Origin of the sequence: Acinetobacter sp. UBA3106 (assembly GCA_002365595.1) — a bacterium.
Lineage (GTDB): Bacteria > Pseudomonadota > Gammaproteobacteria > Pseudomonadales > Moraxellaceae > Acinetobacter.
In genome coordinates, this window is sequence record DFAM01000001.1 from 1 (window position 1) to 19569 (window position 19569).

Annotated in this window: 18 protein-coding genes; 4 read left to right on the top strand and 14 right to left on the bottom strand. The window is 40.9% G+C overall.

The genetic code is table 11. The annotated features are described in order from the left end of the window. Positions 1-146 precede the first annotated feature (146 nt). Positions 147-926 carry a TIGR03915 family putative DNA repair protein gene (locus B4C48_RS00005; protein ID WP_291352181.1) on the bottom strand — a complete coding sequence of 260 codons (780 nt, stop codon included), beginning with the start codon at positions 924-926 and terminating at the stop codon, positions 147-149. Continuing rightward, entirely contained in the window at positions 926-2185 is a 1260-nt protein-coding gene (locus B4C48_RS00010) for a putative DNA modification/repair radical SAM protein (protein WP_291352183.1), read from the bottom strand. Before B4C48_RS00010 ends, B4C48_RS00005 begins: the two co-directional genes overlap by 1 nt. Positions 2186-2401: 216 nt before the next feature. On the opposite strand from B4C48_RS00010, the gene B4C48_RS00015 reads away from it, so the two are divergent. Next, a complete protein-coding gene (locus tag B4C48_RS00015) occupies positions 2402-3451 on the top strand; it encodes an NAD(P)H-dependent flavin oxidoreductase (protein ID WP_291352456.1) in 1050 nt (349 codons plus the stop codon). 59 nt (positions 3452-3510) lie between these two features. Here B4C48_RS00015 and B4C48_RS00020 read toward each other — a convergent pair whose 3' ends face one another. Beyond that, on the bottom strand, positions 3511-4131 hold the full coding sequence (locus B4C48_RS00020) for a glycine zipper domain-containing protein (RefSeq protein ID WP_291352185.1): 621 nt from the start codon (positions 4129-4131) through the stop codon (positions 3511-3513). A 309-nt stretch (positions 4132-4440) separates the two neighbouring features. Next, positions 4441-5466 (bottom strand): tRNA dihydrouridine synthase DusB, encoded by a 1026-nt coding sequence (dusB, locus tag B4C48_RS00025; protein ID WP_291352188.1) that lies wholly within the window; start codon positions 5464-5466, stop codon positions 4441-4443. 82 nt (positions 5467-5548) lie between these two features. Between dusB and B4C48_RS00030 the strand changes: the two genes are divergently transcribed. Both B4C48_RS00030 and B4C48_RS00035 read left to right on the top strand, forming a co-directional pair. Beyond that, positions 5549-6757, top strand: a complete 1209-nt coding sequence (locus tag B4C48_RS00030; RefSeq protein ID WP_291352189.1) for a DUF1615 family protein — start codon at positions 5549-5551, stop codon at positions 6755-6757. Continuing rightward, positions 6724-7377, top strand: coding sequence for an HAD-IB family hydrolase (locus B4C48_RS00035; RefSeq protein ID WP_291352191.1), 654 nt, complete (start codon positions 6724-6726; stop codon positions 7375-7377). Before B4C48_RS00030 ends, B4C48_RS00035 begins: the two co-directional genes overlap by 34 nt. Before the next feature lie 384 nt (positions 7378-7761). Here the strand turns inward: B4C48_RS00035 and B4C48_RS00040 are convergent, their stop codons facing one another. After that, positions 7762-8856, bottom strand: coding sequence for a fatty acid desaturase family protein (locus tag B4C48_RS00040; RefSeq protein ID WP_291352193.1), 1095 nt, complete (start codon positions 8854-8856; stop codon positions 7762-7764). A gap of 14 nt (positions 8857-8870) precedes the next feature. Further along, on the bottom strand, positions 8871-9941 hold the full coding sequence (locus tag B4C48_RS00045; protein WP_291352195.1) for a ferredoxin reductase: 1071 nt from the start codon (positions 9939-9941) through the stop codon (positions 8871-8873). A 139-nt stretch (positions 9942-10080) separates the two neighbouring features. Between B4C48_RS00045 and fabR the strand changes: the two genes are divergently transcribed. Then, positions 10081-10776, top strand: a complete 696-nt coding sequence (gene fabR, locus B4C48_RS00050; protein ID WP_291352197.1) for an HTH-type transcriptional repressor FabR — start codon at positions 10081-10083, stop codon at positions 10774-10776. A gap of 52 nt (positions 10777-10828) precedes the next feature. On the opposite strand, the gene B4C48_RS00055 is transcribed toward fabR, so the two are convergent. The 8 genes from B4C48_RS00055 to hemL all read right to left on the bottom strand — a co-directional run bounded on the left by B4C48_RS00055 (position 10829) and on the right by hemL (position 19526). Then, positions 10829-11656 carry an alpha/beta fold hydrolase gene (locus B4C48_RS00055; RefSeq protein WP_291352199.1) on the bottom strand — a complete coding sequence of 276 codons (828 nt, stop codon included), beginning with the start codon at positions 11654-11656 and terminating at the stop codon, positions 10829-10831. Between the two features lie 153 nt (positions 11657-11809). Next, on the bottom strand, positions 11810-12076 hold the full coding sequence (locus tag B4C48_RS00060) for a PAAR domain-containing protein (RefSeq protein WP_291352201.1): 267 nt from the start codon (positions 12074-12076) through the stop codon (positions 11810-11812). Between the two features lie 144 nt (positions 12077-12220). Then, entirely contained in the window at positions 12221-15058 is a 2838-nt protein-coding gene (gene rapA / locus B4C48_RS00065; RefSeq protein WP_291352203.1) for an RNA polymerase-associated protein RapA, read from the bottom strand. A gap of 143 nt (positions 15059-15201) precedes the next feature. Beyond that, positions 15202-15846, bottom strand: a complete 645-nt coding sequence (locus B4C48_RS00070; protein WP_291352205.1) for an RluA family pseudouridine synthase — start codon at positions 15844-15846, stop codon at positions 15202-15204. Between the two features lie 129 nt (positions 15847-15975). Further along, positions 15976-16686 carry a phosphopantetheine-binding protein gene (locus B4C48_RS00075; protein WP_291352207.1) on the bottom strand — a complete coding sequence of 237 codons (711 nt, stop codon included), beginning with the start codon at positions 16684-16686 and terminating at the stop codon, positions 15976-15978. Positions 16687-16803: 117 nt separating this feature from the next. Then, positions 16804-17508 carry a hypothetical protein gene (locus B4C48_RS00080; protein ID WP_291352209.1) on the bottom strand — a complete coding sequence of 235 codons (705 nt, stop codon included), beginning with the start codon at positions 17506-17508 and terminating at the stop codon, positions 16804-16806. Positions 17509-17731: 223 nt separating this feature from the next. Then, positions 17732-18151, bottom strand: a complete 420-nt coding sequence (locus B4C48_RS00085; RefSeq protein WP_291352212.1) for a GlcG/HbpS family heme-binding protein — start codon at positions 18149-18151, stop codon at positions 17732-17734. Between the two features lie 73 nt (positions 18152-18224). Then, positions 18225-19526 (bottom strand): glutamate-1-semialdehyde 2,1-aminomutase, encoded by a 1302-nt coding sequence (gene hemL, locus B4C48_RS00090; RefSeq protein WP_291352214.1) that lies wholly within the window; start codon positions 19524-19526, stop codon positions 18225-18227. Positions 19527-19569 lie beyond the last annotated feature (43 nt).

Here is a 19569-nt window from a genome sequence, read left to right on the forward strand (position 1 = left end):
TTGAGGATCAATCTGGTTTTTTTGTTGTTCTGAAGATGAACATGCTGAAATCAGTATGCTTGAAATTAAACTCACCCAAATAAACGGCTTCATCATAAAATTATCCTCATCACTAAAATCCGCCATAGTATGCCTGAAATCTTCAGCTAAATTGATTTTTCATTCATATAACGCCAGTAACGCTTCGGCACATACTGAATGTGGAATTTCATGTTTTGCCGTGCCTGAATATTGACACTCTGGAAATAATCTTTCCACAGCTGGTCATACAGTAATTCTTGCTCATCCAGCTCAATAGTAAAAGATTGACTAAAACCGCTGGCGAGTTTGGTATCCACTTCATGAGCATTCATTTCAATTTGATGCACTTGTTGCAAATCATAATAAATACCGTATTTGCGCTTTTCGTCATAAATCAGCCAGCGTTGATCCTGATAACGGGCTTTAAAATGCCGCTCAATCAGTGGCAAGACATTAAAATCAGGTCGGACCAGACTTAAAAACAAACCATCCTGACATTTTTTAAAACGCACAAAAGCTTCCATACGATGCTTTTCACGTCCCACCTGCTTGGTCCATTGTGCTAAAGCAAGCACATCGGGATGTCCATAATTTTCATCGACTTTATATTGATGCTGGAAAATATACAGACAATAGTTAAACAGGTGCTGATCAGCAGTTTGATTTTCGGATAAAAACGTATAGTAAAAATTGCGCTGACTCTGACTTGATGTTTTTTGCTTTAATCCTTGCCAGACCCGCTGTGCATGCTCTTCATTCGAAACTACCTGAATAAAATCATCAAACAGCCCATTTTGCGCATGTTCATCACGGGTAACATTGACCTGAAACTCTTTAAATTGAAATGCACGAAACACACAGCTTAACAGGCCGGTCATGCTGCCATCAAAACAGTAAGTTGCCATTAAAAACCAAAGCCCAATTGTGGCGATAACTGCTGAGTATATTTCGACTGTCCCGACTGCAAAATCTGGTTACGAATCTGACTCGGCAACTGGTCCTTAATAAATTTTGGCGTATCGGCACAGCGGATAAAATGCTGTGCCCGGTTATATGCCACGCCAATACGTTTTAGTTGATCGATGTGGATGTTCCCAAAGCGTCGTGCCTGTACAATTTTTTTAGCAGAACGCACGCCAATGCCAGGCACGCGCAGAATCATGCGGTAATCTGCCCGGTTCAGATCTACTGGAAATTGCTCAGGATGACGTAAGGCCCAAGCTAATTTTGGATCGACCTCTAAATCTAAATTCGGATGTTTTTCATCGACCAGTTCTGCTGCATCAAAACCATAGAAACGCATCAGCCAGTCACTTTGATAGAGCCGGTTTTCTCTTAATAATGGCGGTGTGGAACCAATCGCCGGTAAGGATTTTTCCTGCTCATTAATCGGGATATAACCCGAGTAATACACCCGTTTCAGTTTAAATTCCTTGTAATGACGATCTGCCATTAAAATAATATCCTGATCGGTTTCACTATGTGCGCCCACGACCATTTGTGTGGTTTGCCCTGCTGGTACAAACTTGGGAACGGAACGAATCAGTTTGCGTTCATCTTTAAACTGAATTAAACGGTCACGCACAATACCCAAATCTTTCTGCACTTCGGCATGGGTTTTCTCGGGAGCGAATTTTTGCAAGCCTGCTTCAGTCGGCATTTCAAGATTAATACTCATCCGGTCGACATACAGACCCGCTTCGGTAATGATTTCCTGAGATGCTCCGGGAATGGTTTTTAAATGAATATAGCCATTAAAATTTTCTTCCAGACGTAATTTTTTCACCACCTGAAGCATTCGCTCCATGGTGTAATCTGCCGACTTGAAAATTCCTGAACTTAAAAACAGACCTTCAATATAATTACGGCGATAAAAATTCATGGTTAAGTCGACAACTTCCTGCACGGTAAAAGCTGCCCGTTTCACGTCATTGGAGCGCCGCGATACACAGTAAGCACAGTCGTAAATACAGACATTGGAAAATAGAATTTTAAGCAAAGATACACAGCGCCCATCTTCGGTATAGCTGTGACAAATTCCGGAACCCGTATTGCCCAAACCTTTATCTTTGTTTTTTCGGTTACTGCCACTGGACGAACACGACACATCATATTTGGCAGCATCGGCTAAAATTTGCAGTTTTTCACGGATACGATCAGACATGGGTAAACAGCGCCAGAAAAATGAATAGGTATTATAAAATTTTTAACTCAGCCAGTATGTGCAGTGGTCTTTTATGCGACATGGTTTGACGTGTTATTTATCATTTCTTTTCCATTGATTTTTAAGTTTAAAAAGCTTTTTTATTTCATAAAAAAATAACGAATATTATTTGCTTAATTTAGAGGGCTTGGGCAAAGTGATATAAATGAGGAGGAACTGAATATGACTTTATTAGAACAACTTGAGATTAAACATCCTATTTTCCTTGCACCGATGGCAGGTGTTTCTACGCCTCAATTGGCGGCTGAGGTGTCCAATCAAGGTGGTTTAGGTTCATTGGGTTTGGGTGCAAGTTCAGTTGAAGCAGCACGTCAGCAGATTTTAGAAACGCAGGCCCTTACTCATAAGCCATTTCAGGTCAATTTCTTTTGCCATCAAAGCACAGCACTCGACAAAAATGTCGCAGATCAGTGGATTGAATATTTAACCCCTCAATTTAAAAAGTATCATGCTACTCCGCCAACCGAATTAAAATGTATTTATCCCAGTTTTTTAGATAATGACGACTATTTAAACCTGGTTTTAGAAACCAAGCCTAAAGCCGTAAGTTTCCACTTCGGCATTCCGCATGCTCAGCAGATTCAAGCTTTAAAAGCGGCTGGCATTATTACCATGGTTTCAGCAACCAATCTGGCTGAAGCTCTGGAAATTGAAGCGGCTGGGATTGATGTTATTATTGCGCAAGGCATTGAAGCCGGCGGACATCGCGGTATTTTTAATGATACCTTTGATAGCGCAGTCAAAACTTCCGATCTGGTGCAATTATTAAAACAATACTGTAGCAAACCTGTGGTAGCTGCTGGCGGGATTATGAATGGCCGGCAAGCCCAGCTATTAATCGAGTTGGGAGCGGAAGCTGTGCAATTAGGAACTGCTTTTGTACAGTGCAAAAGTTCCAATGCTAATACAGCCTATCGGCAAGCCCTGTTTAGCAAACCCATCACTCAAATTACTGCCAGCATTTCCGGGCGCCCTGCCCGCGGTTTAATTAACCATTGGCATACCCAGATTGATCGTCCTGAACGACCTCAGGTCGCTACTTATCCTTATTGTTATGACCTGGGTAAACAGTTGTATGCCGCAGCATCTTCACAGGGCGACCATGGTTTTGGGGCTTTTTGGGCAGGCACAAATGTTGCCCAGATCCGGGAAATGGAAGCTGCAGATTTAATTAACCAGCTGGTTCTGGAAATTAGCCAAGCCTAATCTTCTGAAATAAATCTATAAAAAACCTCTCATCGGAGAGGTTTTTTATAGGGAACAGCTTAACGTGTAGCACGATGCCAAGCATCTTTAGCTGCATATTTGGCTTCTTCCCAGCTAAGGCGAGACTGATCCTTGGTACTTTCCCATTTGCTTCGTAATTCCGGCTCTACATGTTCAAACTCGGTATTACGATCGTATTGAGATCGATTGCCATATCCGACCTGATAAGCACCCCGGTAATCGCGGTCATAGTCTAAATCGTTATAGGTATTTCGAGTTTCATGAAAATAAGGTCTTTCACGATGCTGTTCGCGCCAGTAAGCATCTTCCTCATCGGGATCAGCTTTATCTGCAATGTCATTACCCGCTATTCCGCCAACAATGCCACCGACAAGACCGCCCACCACTGCACCTGGAGGACCACCGACCATACCTAAAGTAGCCCCTATAGCAGCACCGCCTAAAGTACCGGCACTGGTCGCAGCCAGATGATCACCTGCTTCATTCATATCTGGTACACGATGGCTGTCAGTCGCTGGTGAATTCAGCTCAGGACGCGCACTATCATCTGTATGTGGACTAGATCTTAATGATTCACTCTTTAATGCATCACTCCGTTCCGGAGACAGCTCTGTTGTGGCTGGATTAATATCTGGAACTGGCCGCTTGTTATCCACCATTTTCTTTCTCCTTATGTTATTTCTATGATCTATAGATAAATAAGCTTTATAAGTTGAATAAAATATTTTAAAAGTCGGCTTATTCAGCTGATCAAAATTAGCATAGAGCAAATGTCAGTGAGCTATGTTCGATAACTGTCACGATTAAGTGATGAGATGTTGTCGCATGTAATTCTTTGAGTATTGTTATATAAATTACGCAAAATAGTCTTGATAAAGAAAACAACACTGCTCTTTTTTAATTAAATGGCTTTGAAATAAAGAGCAGTGAGTTATTTGAAATAACGAAAATAACAAACGAATAAAAGGCTATTTGGTTTCGAGCAAGTTCACCTGTTCCACCTGCACATCACTCATAATCTGGCCTTGGGCAAGTAACTGATTGAAATAGTCTTCAACCACTTTAAATTGTTCAGCTGTGCTTTCAACTTTATACATATTTTGGCGGAATTCATTGCTTGAACGTAAGCCTTTGGTATACCAGGCAATATGTTTACGTGAAATGCGACAACCTGAATATTCACCATAGAAGTCATAAAGTTCAGATAAATGTCCTAACAAGACATCTTTCACTTCTTGAATATCCGGTGCCACTAACTGCTTACCTGTAGCTAAATAATGGGAAATTTCACGAAAAATCCAGGGACGACCTTGTGCAGCGCGTCCGATCATCACTGCATCAGCTCCGGTATAATCGAGCACATATTTGGCTTTTTCCGGACTATCGATATCCCCATTGGCGATCACGGGAATATTCAACATTTGTTTGACTTCTTTAATCAAACTATAACGTGCGGTATTCAAGTACATATCTTCACGGGTACGACCATGCAACGCTAATGCGGCGATCCCCGCTTCTTCCGCACGTTTTGCCACCCGCAGGATATTTTCATGGCCATTTAAATAACCCAATCGGGTTTTTAAAGTCACCGGTACATCCACAGCAGCCACGACGGTATCTAAAATACGCGCAACCAGATCTTCATCTTTTAATAATGCAGAACCCGCTAATTTATTACAGACTTTTTTGGCAGGGCAACCCATATTGATATCAACAATTTGCGCACCATTCGCCACCTGATAACGCGCCGCTTCTGCCAGCTCACTGGGTTCTGAACCGGCAATCTGCGCGGATATTGGGGCCAGTTCGCCATCAAAATTGGCCCGGTACAGACTTTTCTTGCTCATGCGTAAGGTCTGGTCTGAAGTCATCATTTCACTGACCGCATGCCCTGCACCAAAATATTTACATAGCGTCCGGAAGGGACGATCCGTAACACCTGCCATGGGAGCAACAATTAAATTATTTGACAGTTGATATGGACCAATATACATATAAATTCATCACTTTTTCGACTGACATAGTATACTGCATCTGCTGTATGGGCTCATCCTTTTGGAATATGTTTTCATTATTATGAAAAAAAATCTTTTTATTTCATCTCGTATTAAATCTTTGAGTATTCTTGCTTTGTCACTTAGCTTAGTGGCTTGTGGAGATAACTCCTGGTGGTCAAAAAATCATGAACCCACTTTAGAAGAAGATCAAATCAAGCGTCTTGTTCCGCCACGTGTACATGATCGAAGCTCATGGGCCAAAGATATTTTCGATATTACCGATCAGCTTGGTATTCCCCAGACCAAAGAAAATATTTGCAGTATTGTGGCTGTCGTCGACCAGGAATCTAACTTCGTTGCTGATCCCCAAGTTCCAGGCTTAGGTGAAAAAGCGGTTAAAGAAGTACAAGATCGTATGGATGAAAAATTTAAAGATAAATTAGGTGATTCTATTGGCGGAACCGTTGCAGGCTATTTCCAGCAAGTCTTAAAAAATCAGCCGAGTCCTGAAGACAACTATTTAAGCCAAATGCGCCGGGTAAAAACTGAACGTGAATTGGATGAGTTATATCGTGAAATTTTTGCTTATATGTCTAAACATTATCATGTCAGCGCACTCACAGGCGCAGCCAAACTGGTTGGACAAGACATTGGTGAAAAATTAAATCCGATTACCACTTTAGGTTCAATGCAGGTTCATATTGGCTATGCTAAAGAACATAAACGTCAAGGCGGCAATATTGCCGAATTACGTACCGACTTATACAGTCAATATGGCGGTTTGTATTATGGTATTCACCGTTTAATGATGTACCCTGCCGATTACAATAAAGCGATTTATCGTTTTGCAGATTATAACTCCGGCATGTATTCCAGTCGCAATGCGGCTTTTCAAAGCATGCTGAATGATTTAACGGTAGCAGAACTGGACCTTGATGGTGACCTATTGTTATACAGTAAAGATGGTTCAATCCGTTCTGCAGCGAGTCAGTCTGAACGCGAACTGATTAGCGTGTTTGCCAGCAATAATATTTTAGTGACTCCACGCCAAATTCGTGCAGACTTAAAAAAAGAAAAAGAAAAAGACTTTGAAGATACAGCAACTTATCGTGCTGTAGCAAAGCTTTACCAAGAGAAAACAGGTAAAGAACCCATATATGCTATCATGCCTGAAGTGGTTATTTCTGGTCCTAAGTTAAGCCGCGATTATAATACCAATTGGTTTGCAACTCGCGTCAATGGAAGATACCAATCATGTATGCAACGAGCCAAAAGAATAAAAATTTAGCTCTTTTTGACTTTGATGGAACCCTGTGCACCAAAGACAGTTTCACAGGGTTTATCTTTTACGCTTTATCCAAACGCCATATTGTCAAACAAGGCATTAAAATCCTGCCTTGGATTCAGGCTTATTACCTGAATATCTATCCTGCGCATGCGATGCGTTCCAAATTGTTTCGTGCCATGTTTAGTCATACAGACGTTTTGGAGTTACAGCACATTGCCCAGGAATATGCGACTAATTTAATTTCTCAATTAAATCCGAGCTTGCTGAAACAACTCAAACAGCATCAAGCCTTAGGTGATGATGTCGTTCTGGTATCAGCTTCGGTAGATATTTATCTCAAACCTATCTGTGATTTATTAGATATAGATTTGATTTGTACCCGAACTGAAATAATCGATAATGTCTATACCGGACAATACACCACTCCAGATTGCAGTTCGGAACAGAAAAAGCTACGAATTTTAGAAAACTATCATTTAGATGATTATGACGTGATTTATGCTTATGGAAATAGTCATGAAGATCAAGAAATGTTGGCGATGGCTAATTATGCTTATATGGTCGGTGGTAATGAAACGATTCCCATATTGCCCAAAAAGATACAAAAAATTGCTATTTAAAAGCTAAACACTCTGTTCCGGTTTGTTTTCAGACTATTCAATTAATAAGAATATTCTAATAAAAGTAAAATTAAAATAATGCTTTATAAAAATAAAATTTATATTATTAAAAAAAATCATATTGCGATATTCGCATAATGAACTTATCTAATCCTCCAAAACTGGTCAAAGGCATATATATATATTTGTTTTGGAGAAAACCATTTGTCTTATTGTCCTCATTTTCTTATTAGGCGAGCCGTCAAAGCTGGACACAACAGGAAATTTCGCAGGTCCTGAATGAGACAAAAAAAGGCAACTACATGGACTTAATCAAAATACTTAAGACACATATCCATGAGTAAAAAGCCACTTCAATAGAAGAGGCTTTTTACTGCAACAAGATTATTTCTTGAATGGAAATGCGAATTTAGCAATACGTTTAATGACACTGCCATACTGTTTAACCAAGCTGGCATTATTGTAATTTAAACCATATTTTTCACATACTGCCTGTACTTTAGGCGCCATTTTACGGTAACGGCGTGCTGGAACATCAGGGTATAAATGATGCTCAATTTGGTGGCTTAAGTGACCGGTCAAAATATGGAATGCTTCTGAACCAGTGAGGTTTGATGAACCACGGATCTGGCGCATATACCAGTGTCCGCGACTTTCATTTTCCAGCACTGATTTCGGGAATACTTCAACATCTTTAGTAAAGTGACCACAGAAAATAATACTGAATGTCCAGATGTTACGGATACCGTTCGCTACCAGGTTACCAGTAAATACAGGTAAAGCTGCTGGACCAGCAATCAATGGGAAGAAAACATAATCTTTAAACAATTGTTTGCCAATTTTCTTCTGCATCGGTTGCCATTCTTTTTTAGCCTGTTCCTTAGATTTACGGCCTTTCCATACTTTACCTATTTCCAGATTTTGAATGGCTACGCCCCACTGGAATAACAGGCAAAATGGAATCGCATAAATCGGTTGTAGAAGATAACCTGGCTTCCAGCGTTGTTCCGGGAACAGACGAAGTAAACCATAACCAATATCATCGTCCATACCTTTAATATTGGTATAGGTATGATGCTTATAATTATGAGTTTGACGCCAGTTATCTGCAGTACCCACGATGTCCCACTCATAACTTGGACCATGGAATTTAGGATCATTCATCCAGTCATATTGACCATGCATAACATTATGGCCAAGTTCCATGTTTTCCATGATTTTGGCAAAACCAAGTAAACCGGTACCTAAAACCCAAGCCGGCGGGAACCAGCCAGCAAATAAGCAGGCACGTCCAGCTATTGAAGCATAACGGATGGTTGAATAAACACGGCGGATGTATTTTGCGTCTTTTTCGCCAATATCATCCAGTACTTCTTGTTTGATGGCATCCAGCTCACGAGCCAAATCATCCAATTGAGATTGTGTGAGCTCACCATTTTTAGGATTTTTAAAATATTCTATTTTAACAGGCATATTCATGATATTTGTCTCACTTATAAATCAATGACAAGGTCAGACTGTGCTGAATTGACACAGATTTTTAATAAATTACCAGGTTCTGAATTCTGACCACCGTTCACCAAATTCTTGGTTGAACCTTCAACTTTATTACAGACACATTTATTACAGATGCCCATACGGCAACCATGAGTCGGTTTGATATTTTGCTGTTCAAGACTGGTTAAAATGGACTGCCCTTTAGGAATAGCAACGACTTTATTAGACTTACGTAAAGTGATATTCACAAAACCGATATCAGAATTTTCAACTGGAGACATACTAAAAGCTTCACTTTTGAAACTCTGCGCATGGGCAAACAGCTGCTCTGCTTGTGCTACAAATCCGGATGGACCGCAAGCGTAAACTACACTATTTTCAATATTTTCCAGCAAAGCTAAATGCTTTTGGTTTAAGCGTTCACCAGCATTTTCTTCCTGGGTATAAAAAACCTGAAATGAGAAATTCGGATACTGTTCAGCTAGTTTCTCGAAACGCGCTTTAAAGGCCACATCGGCATATTCTCGTACCCAATACAACAACCGGATGGGTGCCTGAGTCATGCGATCTGTTTTGGAGAGTGCTTTGAGTAAACTTAACATTGGAGTAATGCCACTGCCGGCAGCAAGCAATACCATCGCTTGGGCCTGCTTAGGTAACAGCATATCGCCATAAGGCTGCCCAAATTCAAGAATGTCGCCAACTTGAGCGTGTTCCACCAACCAGGAACTGACTTTACCTTGATCTACTTTTTTAACGCTTAACAATACATGTTGAGCATCAAGCTGAGTCAAGCTATAGCTACGTTCATAACGTACACCGTTCACTTCTACAAAGATTGGATGATGTTGCCCTGCTTGTCCCATTTTAAAATGACGGTTCACCTGAATGGTCAAACTCATCATATTTTGTGCAGAATTTTCTTTTTGCACAATTTTGCCTAACGCTTGATTGATTGACCAAAGCGAATTGAATTTTTGCAACCAGAAATTGGCTGCATGCTGATCAATAACAGTATCAGCAAGAGAACTTAAGGGAGATGTTTTCATTTTTTCTACAACATGCATAGTCAGTACCACGCGATTGAATTTTAATTATTATACACATGTATATATATTTGTATATATATTTGTATTGTTTCTATTCATTTCCCAAGTTGCAATGCAACCGTTATAATGTTTTTGTGTTTCTAATCCATTGAAAAATATGAACCAGTCTTCTATCAAAAAAAATGTTGATGCCCCTGTTGATAAACAGAATTTTGTTCATGAACCGGTGATCGTCCGCACTGTGGGTCGAAAAGCAACAATTACCAAAGAAGAGCTGTTTCAGGCTGCATTGAACTTAATCGGCCCACAAAAAAGTATATCTTCCTTAAGCCTGCGTGAAGTTGCCCGCGAGGCAGGTATTGCTCCCAATAGTTTTTATCGACATTTCAAAGATATAGATGAACTCGCGATTGAATTGATTGATCGTGCGGGGATTGTATTACGTCAAATTTTGCATCAGGCACGCTTAAAGGCCTCTAAGCAAAACAGCATTATTCGCAGTTCAGTTGAAATTTTTATTGAACAATTAGATGCAGATGAGGGAAATTTAAGCTTATTGCTGCGTGAAGCCTATACCGGCTCTGCATCTTATAAATCAGCAGTACAACGTCAGTTAAATTATTTTCAGCAAGAATTGCAGGACGACCTCATTCGCTTAGAACGACTCAATAACAGCAGACTTTCTCACCCGGACATTGCTGCAAAAGCCATTACCCAACTGGTATTTAACATGGGTGCAACAGTGATAGATATCTCTGCGACTGAACGCAAGGAAATTGCCGAACAAACCATGATCATGATTCGTATGATTTTAGAAGGTTCACGCCATCTAGATGAATCAAAAATCCGATAATTTATAATGTTATTGCTGGTGAAGAATCCACCTATGAATTCTTCACTGTGCATTAAATACCTTGCTGTGCTGAAATAATCTTTTTCACCCATTGGGCTGTGCTTTCCGGTTGTTCTAAAGGGAACATATGTCTGCCTTCAACCACGCTAAATTCAATTCCATAGACCTTTTTCATCCCTTGCGGCAAGCCCTGTTTATAAAAATGACTCTGTTGTGCGGTGATTAGATGTACCGGAACTTGAGGTGCTTTACGTGGTGTACGCCACCACCAGGCCGGCACAGTTCTGAAAATTTCTGCTTCTGTAGATTTAGGAATAGTTAAAGTAACTCCGCCCCGTGCTATGTCATCCTTGATCCCACTGCTAAAAAAATCATCAAAACACTCAGCATCAAATTTTTCAAACAAGCGGTTATTACGCAAAGACTGATAGGCTTCCTCCCGACTACTCCAATGATCTTTGCGTTTCAAAGTCATGCCCGCTGGAGTAATGTTATCGACCGCTTTTAACTTCAGTTTTTGCAGGCCTTCGAAAATGGCAGATTTAGGCCCGATCACAAAAGGCGGATCCATGATTATCAGTTGTGAAAATAAATCGGGGCGTTTATATGCCGCCATTAAAGTGAGCAAAGAACCAAATGAGTGACCTAATCCAATCACCTGCTGATCTGGAAATTGCTGTTTAATATCGGCAATAACTTGTGCAACCAGATAATCCCAGGACTTGGTCACTGGATATTTTTGATCCAGACCAATGATCGGGATGGCCTTTAAATTAAAATCTGCTTTGAAACAATTAAAAAATTTTTGATACGTGGCCGAAGGAATGCCATTGGCATGGGTAAAATGAATCGCATTTTTCCTGAATAATTCATCTGCCATATATCCCTGCTCTTGTTTCATTGATCTAATTAACAGGATATTAGCTTAAGGAAAAATTGGCGTAGATGACATCCATAAATGCATGATTCACTGACTTGCAAGTCAATTCAAGGGCTTTGAATAACTGGACAAAACCGGTTGCTTGGTTTGTGATTATTTTTTTGAAACCACCAGAAACTGATTACCTAAAAAGACTGCTCCGCAATTCGTTTTGTCTCCTGCAATCACCACTCCACGTCCTTTCACAATAGTAGACTGTACTGCTGCAATGGCAGATACCACTGTTTTGCATTTCGGACAATAATGTTTCATACCGTGCAAATGCACCGCTATACCATTAATGATAAAAGAAGGATCACATTCGGAGACGATACCGCCGTGTGAAGTTGTAGAACCGAGGGTGATTAAAGATTGAGTCATTGTTATTCTTTTAATACTTTATAATTTTTTTATTTTAGCATGAGTTGAATTTTAAGCTAGATGAGTTGTGGCTCGCTCCTATTTAAGATCAGGCCATAAAAAAGCACCCGTAGGTGCTTTTTTATTTGAGGAAGTAAGTTACAGTTATGGTTTAACTACCACCATCACCTGAATTGCTTCTGGTGTTACCGATAAACCATCCAGCAAGTTCAAGCCTTCTTTCTGGAATTTCTGCAAGCGTGCAATTTCATCTTCACGGATACTTGGATTGAACTGTTTCAAATAGCTCAAACGGTCAATTTCATATTGCCATTTATTACCGTAGACTTCTTTTGCCTGCTGCTTGAAGTTTGGCAATGCCGATTTAGCAATATCCAAAGCTTGCGTATAGCGCGCTTCAATCACTTCACGGCGCGCTTTCACCACCTGACGGCAGCTATTGCCATCTAGATGATGCAGATAAGGTTTCAAAATTTCTGGTGCAATCTTTTCAGATAAATCCTGACCTTTTTCACTCAGCAATACGCGAATCAACTGTTGTGGCAAGCTTGATGGCAGGTTCAATGCCTTCGGTGCAACCACATCTACCTTGAACCAGACTTCCAGCAATACCGAACCTTGTGGCAAGGCTGCTGATTTTAATACCGCAACATTGGTACTACCAAAAGATTGGGTATTAATCATTTCCATCACGCTTTCGGTGAATGGATGTTCAAGGGTCAAATACTGGGCATCTTCACGGACTTGAGCCTGATCACGATAAAAAGTCGCGGTCATGCCTTCTTCATCCAGTGACAAACCTTGTACCTGCATCTGATCGGTTGGCTTGATGATCACGGTACCATTACTTTGCTCATCAAAATCGATATTGGTCGATGCCATAAAGCGTTTCATAAACATTGGCAAGGTGGTATTGTCATCATAGTTTTCAAGTGCCTGCACAATTTCTTGCGCCACGATTGGACGGCAAGAGTTGTATTCAAGCAGACGGTCACGACCTTCCTGCAATTCAGCTTCCAAAGCTTCACGCTGCACACTGACTTCTTCAAGCAAATCTTCAAACTGCTGGCCTAAATCTGCCAATAAACAGTCTTTTAATTTCACAATAAAGTTTTCTTGCAAGGTTTGTGCAGTCGGTGAAATATTGCTGAAAATATTTAAACCTTCGTTGTACCAGCGGAACATACGTTCTTGCGCAGTGCCTAGCAAATAAGGCACATGAATCTGAATCCGGTTTTCCTGACCAATACGGTCCAGACGACCGATACGCTGTTCGAGCACATCCGGATTGGCTGGCAAATCAAACAGAATCAGGTCAGAGGCAAACTGGAAGTTACGACCTTCTGAACCAATTTCAGAACACAGTAAAATCTGCGCACCATAAGAGTCTTCTGCAAAGTAAGCCGCAGCCTGATCGCGTTCAAGCAGACTCATGCCTTCATGGAACATCGCGGTACGAATACCGGCATGTAAACGTAAGACATTTTCCAAGGCTTCAACCACTGGACCACTACGCGCAATCAGCAACACTTTTTTGTGTTTCAATTCGGTACGCAGCATTTCCATCAGCCACATCACACGTGGATCATGCTCCATCCACGCACCATCCAGCTGGGCTTCTTCAGGCCACATTTGCTCACGTAACTTACCATCTTTTGACCAGTTTGCAGGCGCTGGCAAAGGTGCTGGCTGACAGTCACGACCCGGGAAACCCTGAATCGCTTCACGGGTATTACGGAATAAGATACGGCCGGTACCATGACGGTCCAACAATTCGTGAATAGCACGGAAACGTTGTTCCGGCTCATCCTGAATGCTATGCCCCAACAAGCCTTCAATCGCTTTTAAATGCCCCTCTTCCAAAGGCATATCCGACATCAGCACTTCAGCAATTTTAGCTGTTTGGTGATATTGCTCTTCTTCATCGAGGAAGCGATCGAGTGAACTGAAACGCTGGGGATCGAGCAAACGTAAACGGGCAAAATGGCTTTCTACACCGAGTTGTTCCGGTGTTGCCGTAAGCAATAACACACCCGGCGTTTTTTCCGCCAGTTCTTCAACCAGGTCGTAACGGTCATTACCGCCTTCATCTTCACTCCACATCAAATGATGTGCTTCATCGACCACTAAAAGATCGAAACCGGCTTCCAAAGCCTGCTCACGTAAATCTTCGTGATCGACCATCAAGTCAACGCTGGCAATAATGCATTGCTCGGTCAGGAATGGGTTTAAATCTGGATCATGTTCTTTGATCGAAGCGGTACGGGTCAAATCAAACAAAGAGAACTGCAGATTGAAACGGCGACGCATCTCAATCATCCACTGATATTGCAGTGAATCTGGAACCAAAATCAGAATACGTTCTGAGCGTGCTGTTTTAAGTTGCTGGTGAATGATCAGACCCGCTTCAATGGTTTTACCCAAGCCTACTTCATCGGCAAGCAAAACACGTGGTGCAAAACGCTGACCGACTTCATGCGCGATATACAGCTGATGTGGAATCAAGCCGACACGGGCTCCGATCATGCCGCGTAAAGGACTGTTTTTCATATTGGCTTGCATCAGCAAGGCTTCAATTCGCAGGTCGTACCATTCTTTATAGTCGACCTGACTTGCCAGCAAACGGTCAAGCGGTTTAGACAGCTGAATGGTCGCACCAATACGGGTTTCGTTTAAGGATTTACGCTCTTCTGAACCATCTTCCAGACGGCGCACCACGTTGTAACGTACCACGCCATGACGGTCTTCCAGACCCTCAACGGTCCATTTGGCGCCTTCCTGGTCCTGCAACTCATCATTCACGTTGAATACAATACGCGATAAAGGTGCATTGTTACGTGCATAGACACGTGTTTCATCACTTTTTGGGAATAAGATGCTAACCGATCGTTCATCTACGTCTATTAGAACGCCTAAACCGAGTTCTGTTTCCGTATCTGATAACCAACGCTGACCAATAGCAAACTGATGCAATTTTTCCACCTTTATCTAAAAATGAGGACACTAATTTCAAGCCCAAAATCTGGTTGGTATTTGAGCAAAAAACCAGGTCTTTAAGCAATATATTTTGACATAAAGCCCACTAAAAAGTGCGCAAAATCGATGAGGATTAAAAAGTTTTTACTTTAAAAAGGAACCGGAGCATAAAACTCCAACAGTTCTTCTGTTTGTGGATGATAAAAACTTAAACTTTCAGCATGTAAACATAGCCGCGGCATCAACAGTTGCTGCTCAGGAGTCGCATATAAGGTGTCGCCAATAATGGGATGACCTAAATATTGCATATGCACACGCAGCTGATGAGAACGGCCGGTAATCGGGCTCAGTTTGACACGCGTCACCGCCTGTCCCTGAATTTCAAAATGTTCAATCGCCTGCCAATGTGTCAGTGCAGGCTTGTTGTGATTTGGGTCGGCAATATGTAAGGGTGGATGTTCCGGATCGTAAACGACAGGTACATCAACCGTGCCTTCGCCTTCAAGATGGCCTGCCACCACAGCTTGATAGGTTTTGTCGGTTTGGCGTTCCTGAAACTGGCGGGAAATAGTTTTTTGCCCCCATCGGGTCAGGCCAAAGACCAGAATGCCGGAGGTATCACGATCCAGACGATGAATCAGCAAGGTTTTTGGTTCTATTTTTAATAATCGGTTGATAACGCAATCTTGCAAATCTTCGGTTTTACCGGGAACAGTGAGCACACCTGCAGGTTTATGGATGACCATAAAATCTTGATCACGATGTATCAGATGTTCGGTTAGAAAATTACTCAATGTTCAATCCCAGGCTGATCGCGAAAACGAGCCGGCAATAATAGAAAGCTTGGCACAGAATTACAATGCACAATGACGGAATTGGCGACGGTTTTTCCGATTTTAAGTAAAAAAAATTTCAATCACACCTTATGAATGCACTGATTGCAATATAAAACTCACCAGGTCATGCAAAGAAGGATGTGCTAAAACATCTTCATATCGCACATTTGCACCATGCGCACGCCAAACACTGACCAAAGTGACAATGGCGACTGAATCCAGACCGTATTGTTTCAAATCGACATAAGGATCAATTTCAAGTGCATCCATGTTCAGTTGTTCAGCAACAGCCAGCATGATGCCCTTGCTGGAAAGCATATAACTGGACGGCGCGCTTAAATCCCATAGCCGGGTCAAGCTATAGCTATTCATATGATGAAGACCTTGTGCCGAGATATTTTCAATCCACTGGATATGCTGTTCTTGAGCGGACAAGAAAATAGCATCGTCCACTATACAGATTTGCTCAGTCACACTTTGTATATGTGGCAGTATTTGCTTGAGCATAGGTGTGACTTGTCCCGCAAAAATCAGTTGTGGATGTGTGCTTGCATATTCCCCGAGCTGTTGCATGCCCTGCATCAAATCATCGCCGCACAAATCAACAATTGGAATATCAAGTGCTTTGGCTTTATTGCTGATCTGAACCAGATGAGTCATCAGGTCGCTGTCTTGTATGCCTGCCATCATCCTTAAATTTTGTAATCCAACCAGTACTAAGACAGATTCAGCGGATGAAAGCTGCCATTTGGCTTGTGATGGTGCGAGTTGGATTTTTTTGGGCATGGGGTAAAGCATGGGAGATGATTCATCTAATACTTGCAAAGTTACGATATGCTAGCTTAGATTAACTTGCTTGATAAGTTTGAAAGTAGTTAAATTTTTTTTAAATGATGCTATTCACTAACTAAAATATCACTGAAAATATTTAGCTATTATCGATATTATAGTTACTGAAAAAATTAGCATGAACCAATACGGAATGTTTTTTGAAATAATATTTTTAGATACATCAATCGATGGATCAGATTTTGTAAAAGACTTATAGTGTTTTTTAACATATTCAGCTCTTTTTTGATTAAATTTTATAATTGCATTTTCTTCTTCAGCACTAATTTTCTGATCTAACTTACGAAAATGAAAAATAGATTCTTCATAGAATGGTTGAGATGAATAGATCTTCTCAGCAAGATCATCGAGGCTTTTTCTTCCTTTTGCCCTATATTCAAGAATCTCCTTTAAATCTAACTTTATATTCCAAGAATAACTATAATGGCGAAGATCGCATTGCACGTCCAAGAAGAATTCTTGCTGTTTTTCCAATAAATACCATACCCCTTCACGATAATCTAATACTTTCATTTCATCTGGAATATCCGAAATTATCTTAGTTGCAATTTTTAAGAATCCCAAGCAAGCCAAATACTCATTTGTAAAATATAAAGTATCTTCCCGTAAGACTCCTCTTTCAATGAAGCTCAAACACCATTGCTGACTATTTCTGGATTTTTCTAAATGAATTGTTATATCAAAATCGAGTCCATAGCTAATGACCTCATCATTACTTGGATAATATGTCACCATTGGGTAGAGGATATGGTGTAGATCGATTATTTTCATATGTATTTTTTGATTAAAAACTATTTTTTAATTTCTCTAAAACTAACATAATGCACATCACATAAAATTTTAAAATTAATTAATTTTAATTCATTGGCTTATGAATCGATTAAAAGCCCAAATTAAAAATTATTAGGCTTTTATTGATTCTTTTCAATCCACAATTAAGTTTTAATCAAAATTACACTTTAATATTTAATTTTATTAAAAAATATAACTGATTTTAGCCTTTAACCTGCGCCAAAAACTTCTCTATCGCCACTTGTGCAATTTCCGCATCCTGAAAAGACTTTACCCCAGACACACCCATCGCACCCACTAATTGCCCTTCATATATAATCGGCTCACCACCTTCAAGCATCCCAGAAAAAGTTTCCATAGTCAGAAAACCCATTTGACCGCCTTTAATAATATCTTCAAATAACTTGGAAGGACGGCGGCTGATCGCAGAACATTTGGCTTTTTCTAAACATAGATTGGCTGTCATAGGCGATGCTCCATCCATGCGCTTCATTGTCAGCAAATTTCCTGTTTCATCCACAACAGCAATGCTGACATTAAAGTTGTGCTGAATAGCATATTGATGTGCATGATTTAATAAAAACTCGGCATCACTCAGCGTCAGATAATGTTTGGTTTGCATATTCATCCTCAAAAAATTCTTTATAAAAAAGCCCGAACGAATTCGGGCCTAATATTTTGCAAAAATAAAATGCTTAAGCTTTCATTTCCGCAAAGGTTTCTTTTGCAGCTTGAATAGTAAATTCAATATCTTCATCAGAATGCGTAGCTGAAATAAATCCAGCTTCAAAAGCAGATGGCGCAAGGTTCACACCACGGTCTAACATGCCATGGAAGAATTTACGGAAAGCATTAACATCACATTTCAACATTGAATCGAAACTGGTAATGTCTTCTTGATCGGTGAAGTACAAACCAAACATACCGCCCACTTGTTGAGTCTTGAATGGAATACCAGCTTCATCCGCAGCAGCTTGTAACCCGGCAAGCAATTTTTCGAGCTGTGCAGTTAATTTTTCATAAAAACCTTCGGTACGTAAATGCTTGAACATTTCAATACCGGCACGCATCGCCAATGGATTACCTGACAATGTACCTGCTTGATAAACCTTACCTAAAGGCGCGATGCATTCCATCACTTCACGTTTACCACCGAAAGCACCTACCGGTAAGCCTGCACCAATGATTTTACCTAAAGTGGTTAAATCAGGTGTTACGCCATAATGCGCTTGCGCACCACCAAGACCGACACGGAAACCGGTCATCACTTCATCAATGATGAAGATAGAACCATGTTCGTCACATACATCACGAATTGCCTGAAGGAAACCATCAATCGGTTTCACCAGGTTCATATTGCCCGCTACAGGTTCAACAATTACGCCGGCAATTTCAGAACCGAATTTAGCAAAACATTCTTTTAAAGTCGCGATGTCATTGTATGGAAGCGTTAAAGTATGTTTAGCAAAATCAGCAGGCACGCCCGCAGAAGTCGCTTCACCTTCGCCGCTGGTCAACATGCCTGAACCGGCTTTAACTAAAAGCGAGTCTGAGTGGCCGTGGTAGCAGCCTTCAAATTTTACAATCTTGTCACGACCGGTATAACCACGTGCTAAACGAATGGCGGTCATGGTCGCTTCAGTACCTGAGTTGGTCATACGAACCAGTTCAATCGATGGCATGATTTCACAAATGATGTCTGCCAAAGTTGTTTCATGCACGGTTGGTGCACCAAAGCTTAAACCATCAACCGCTGCTTCCTGAACGGCTTTTATGATTTCCGGATGCGCATGACCCAAGATCATCGGCCCCCATGAACCGACATAGTCAACATAGCGTTTACCATCGACATCGTATAAATAGGCACCTTTGGCCTTTTCAATAAATACAGGCGTACCACCCACCCCATTAAACGCACGTACCGGTGAATTCACCCCACCCGGAATATGTTTGCTGGCTTGTTTAAACAATTGTTCTTGCTTTGGAGATAGGCTCATGAATTTACTCAACTCAAAATTAAATCAATCTAAATCTATTTTA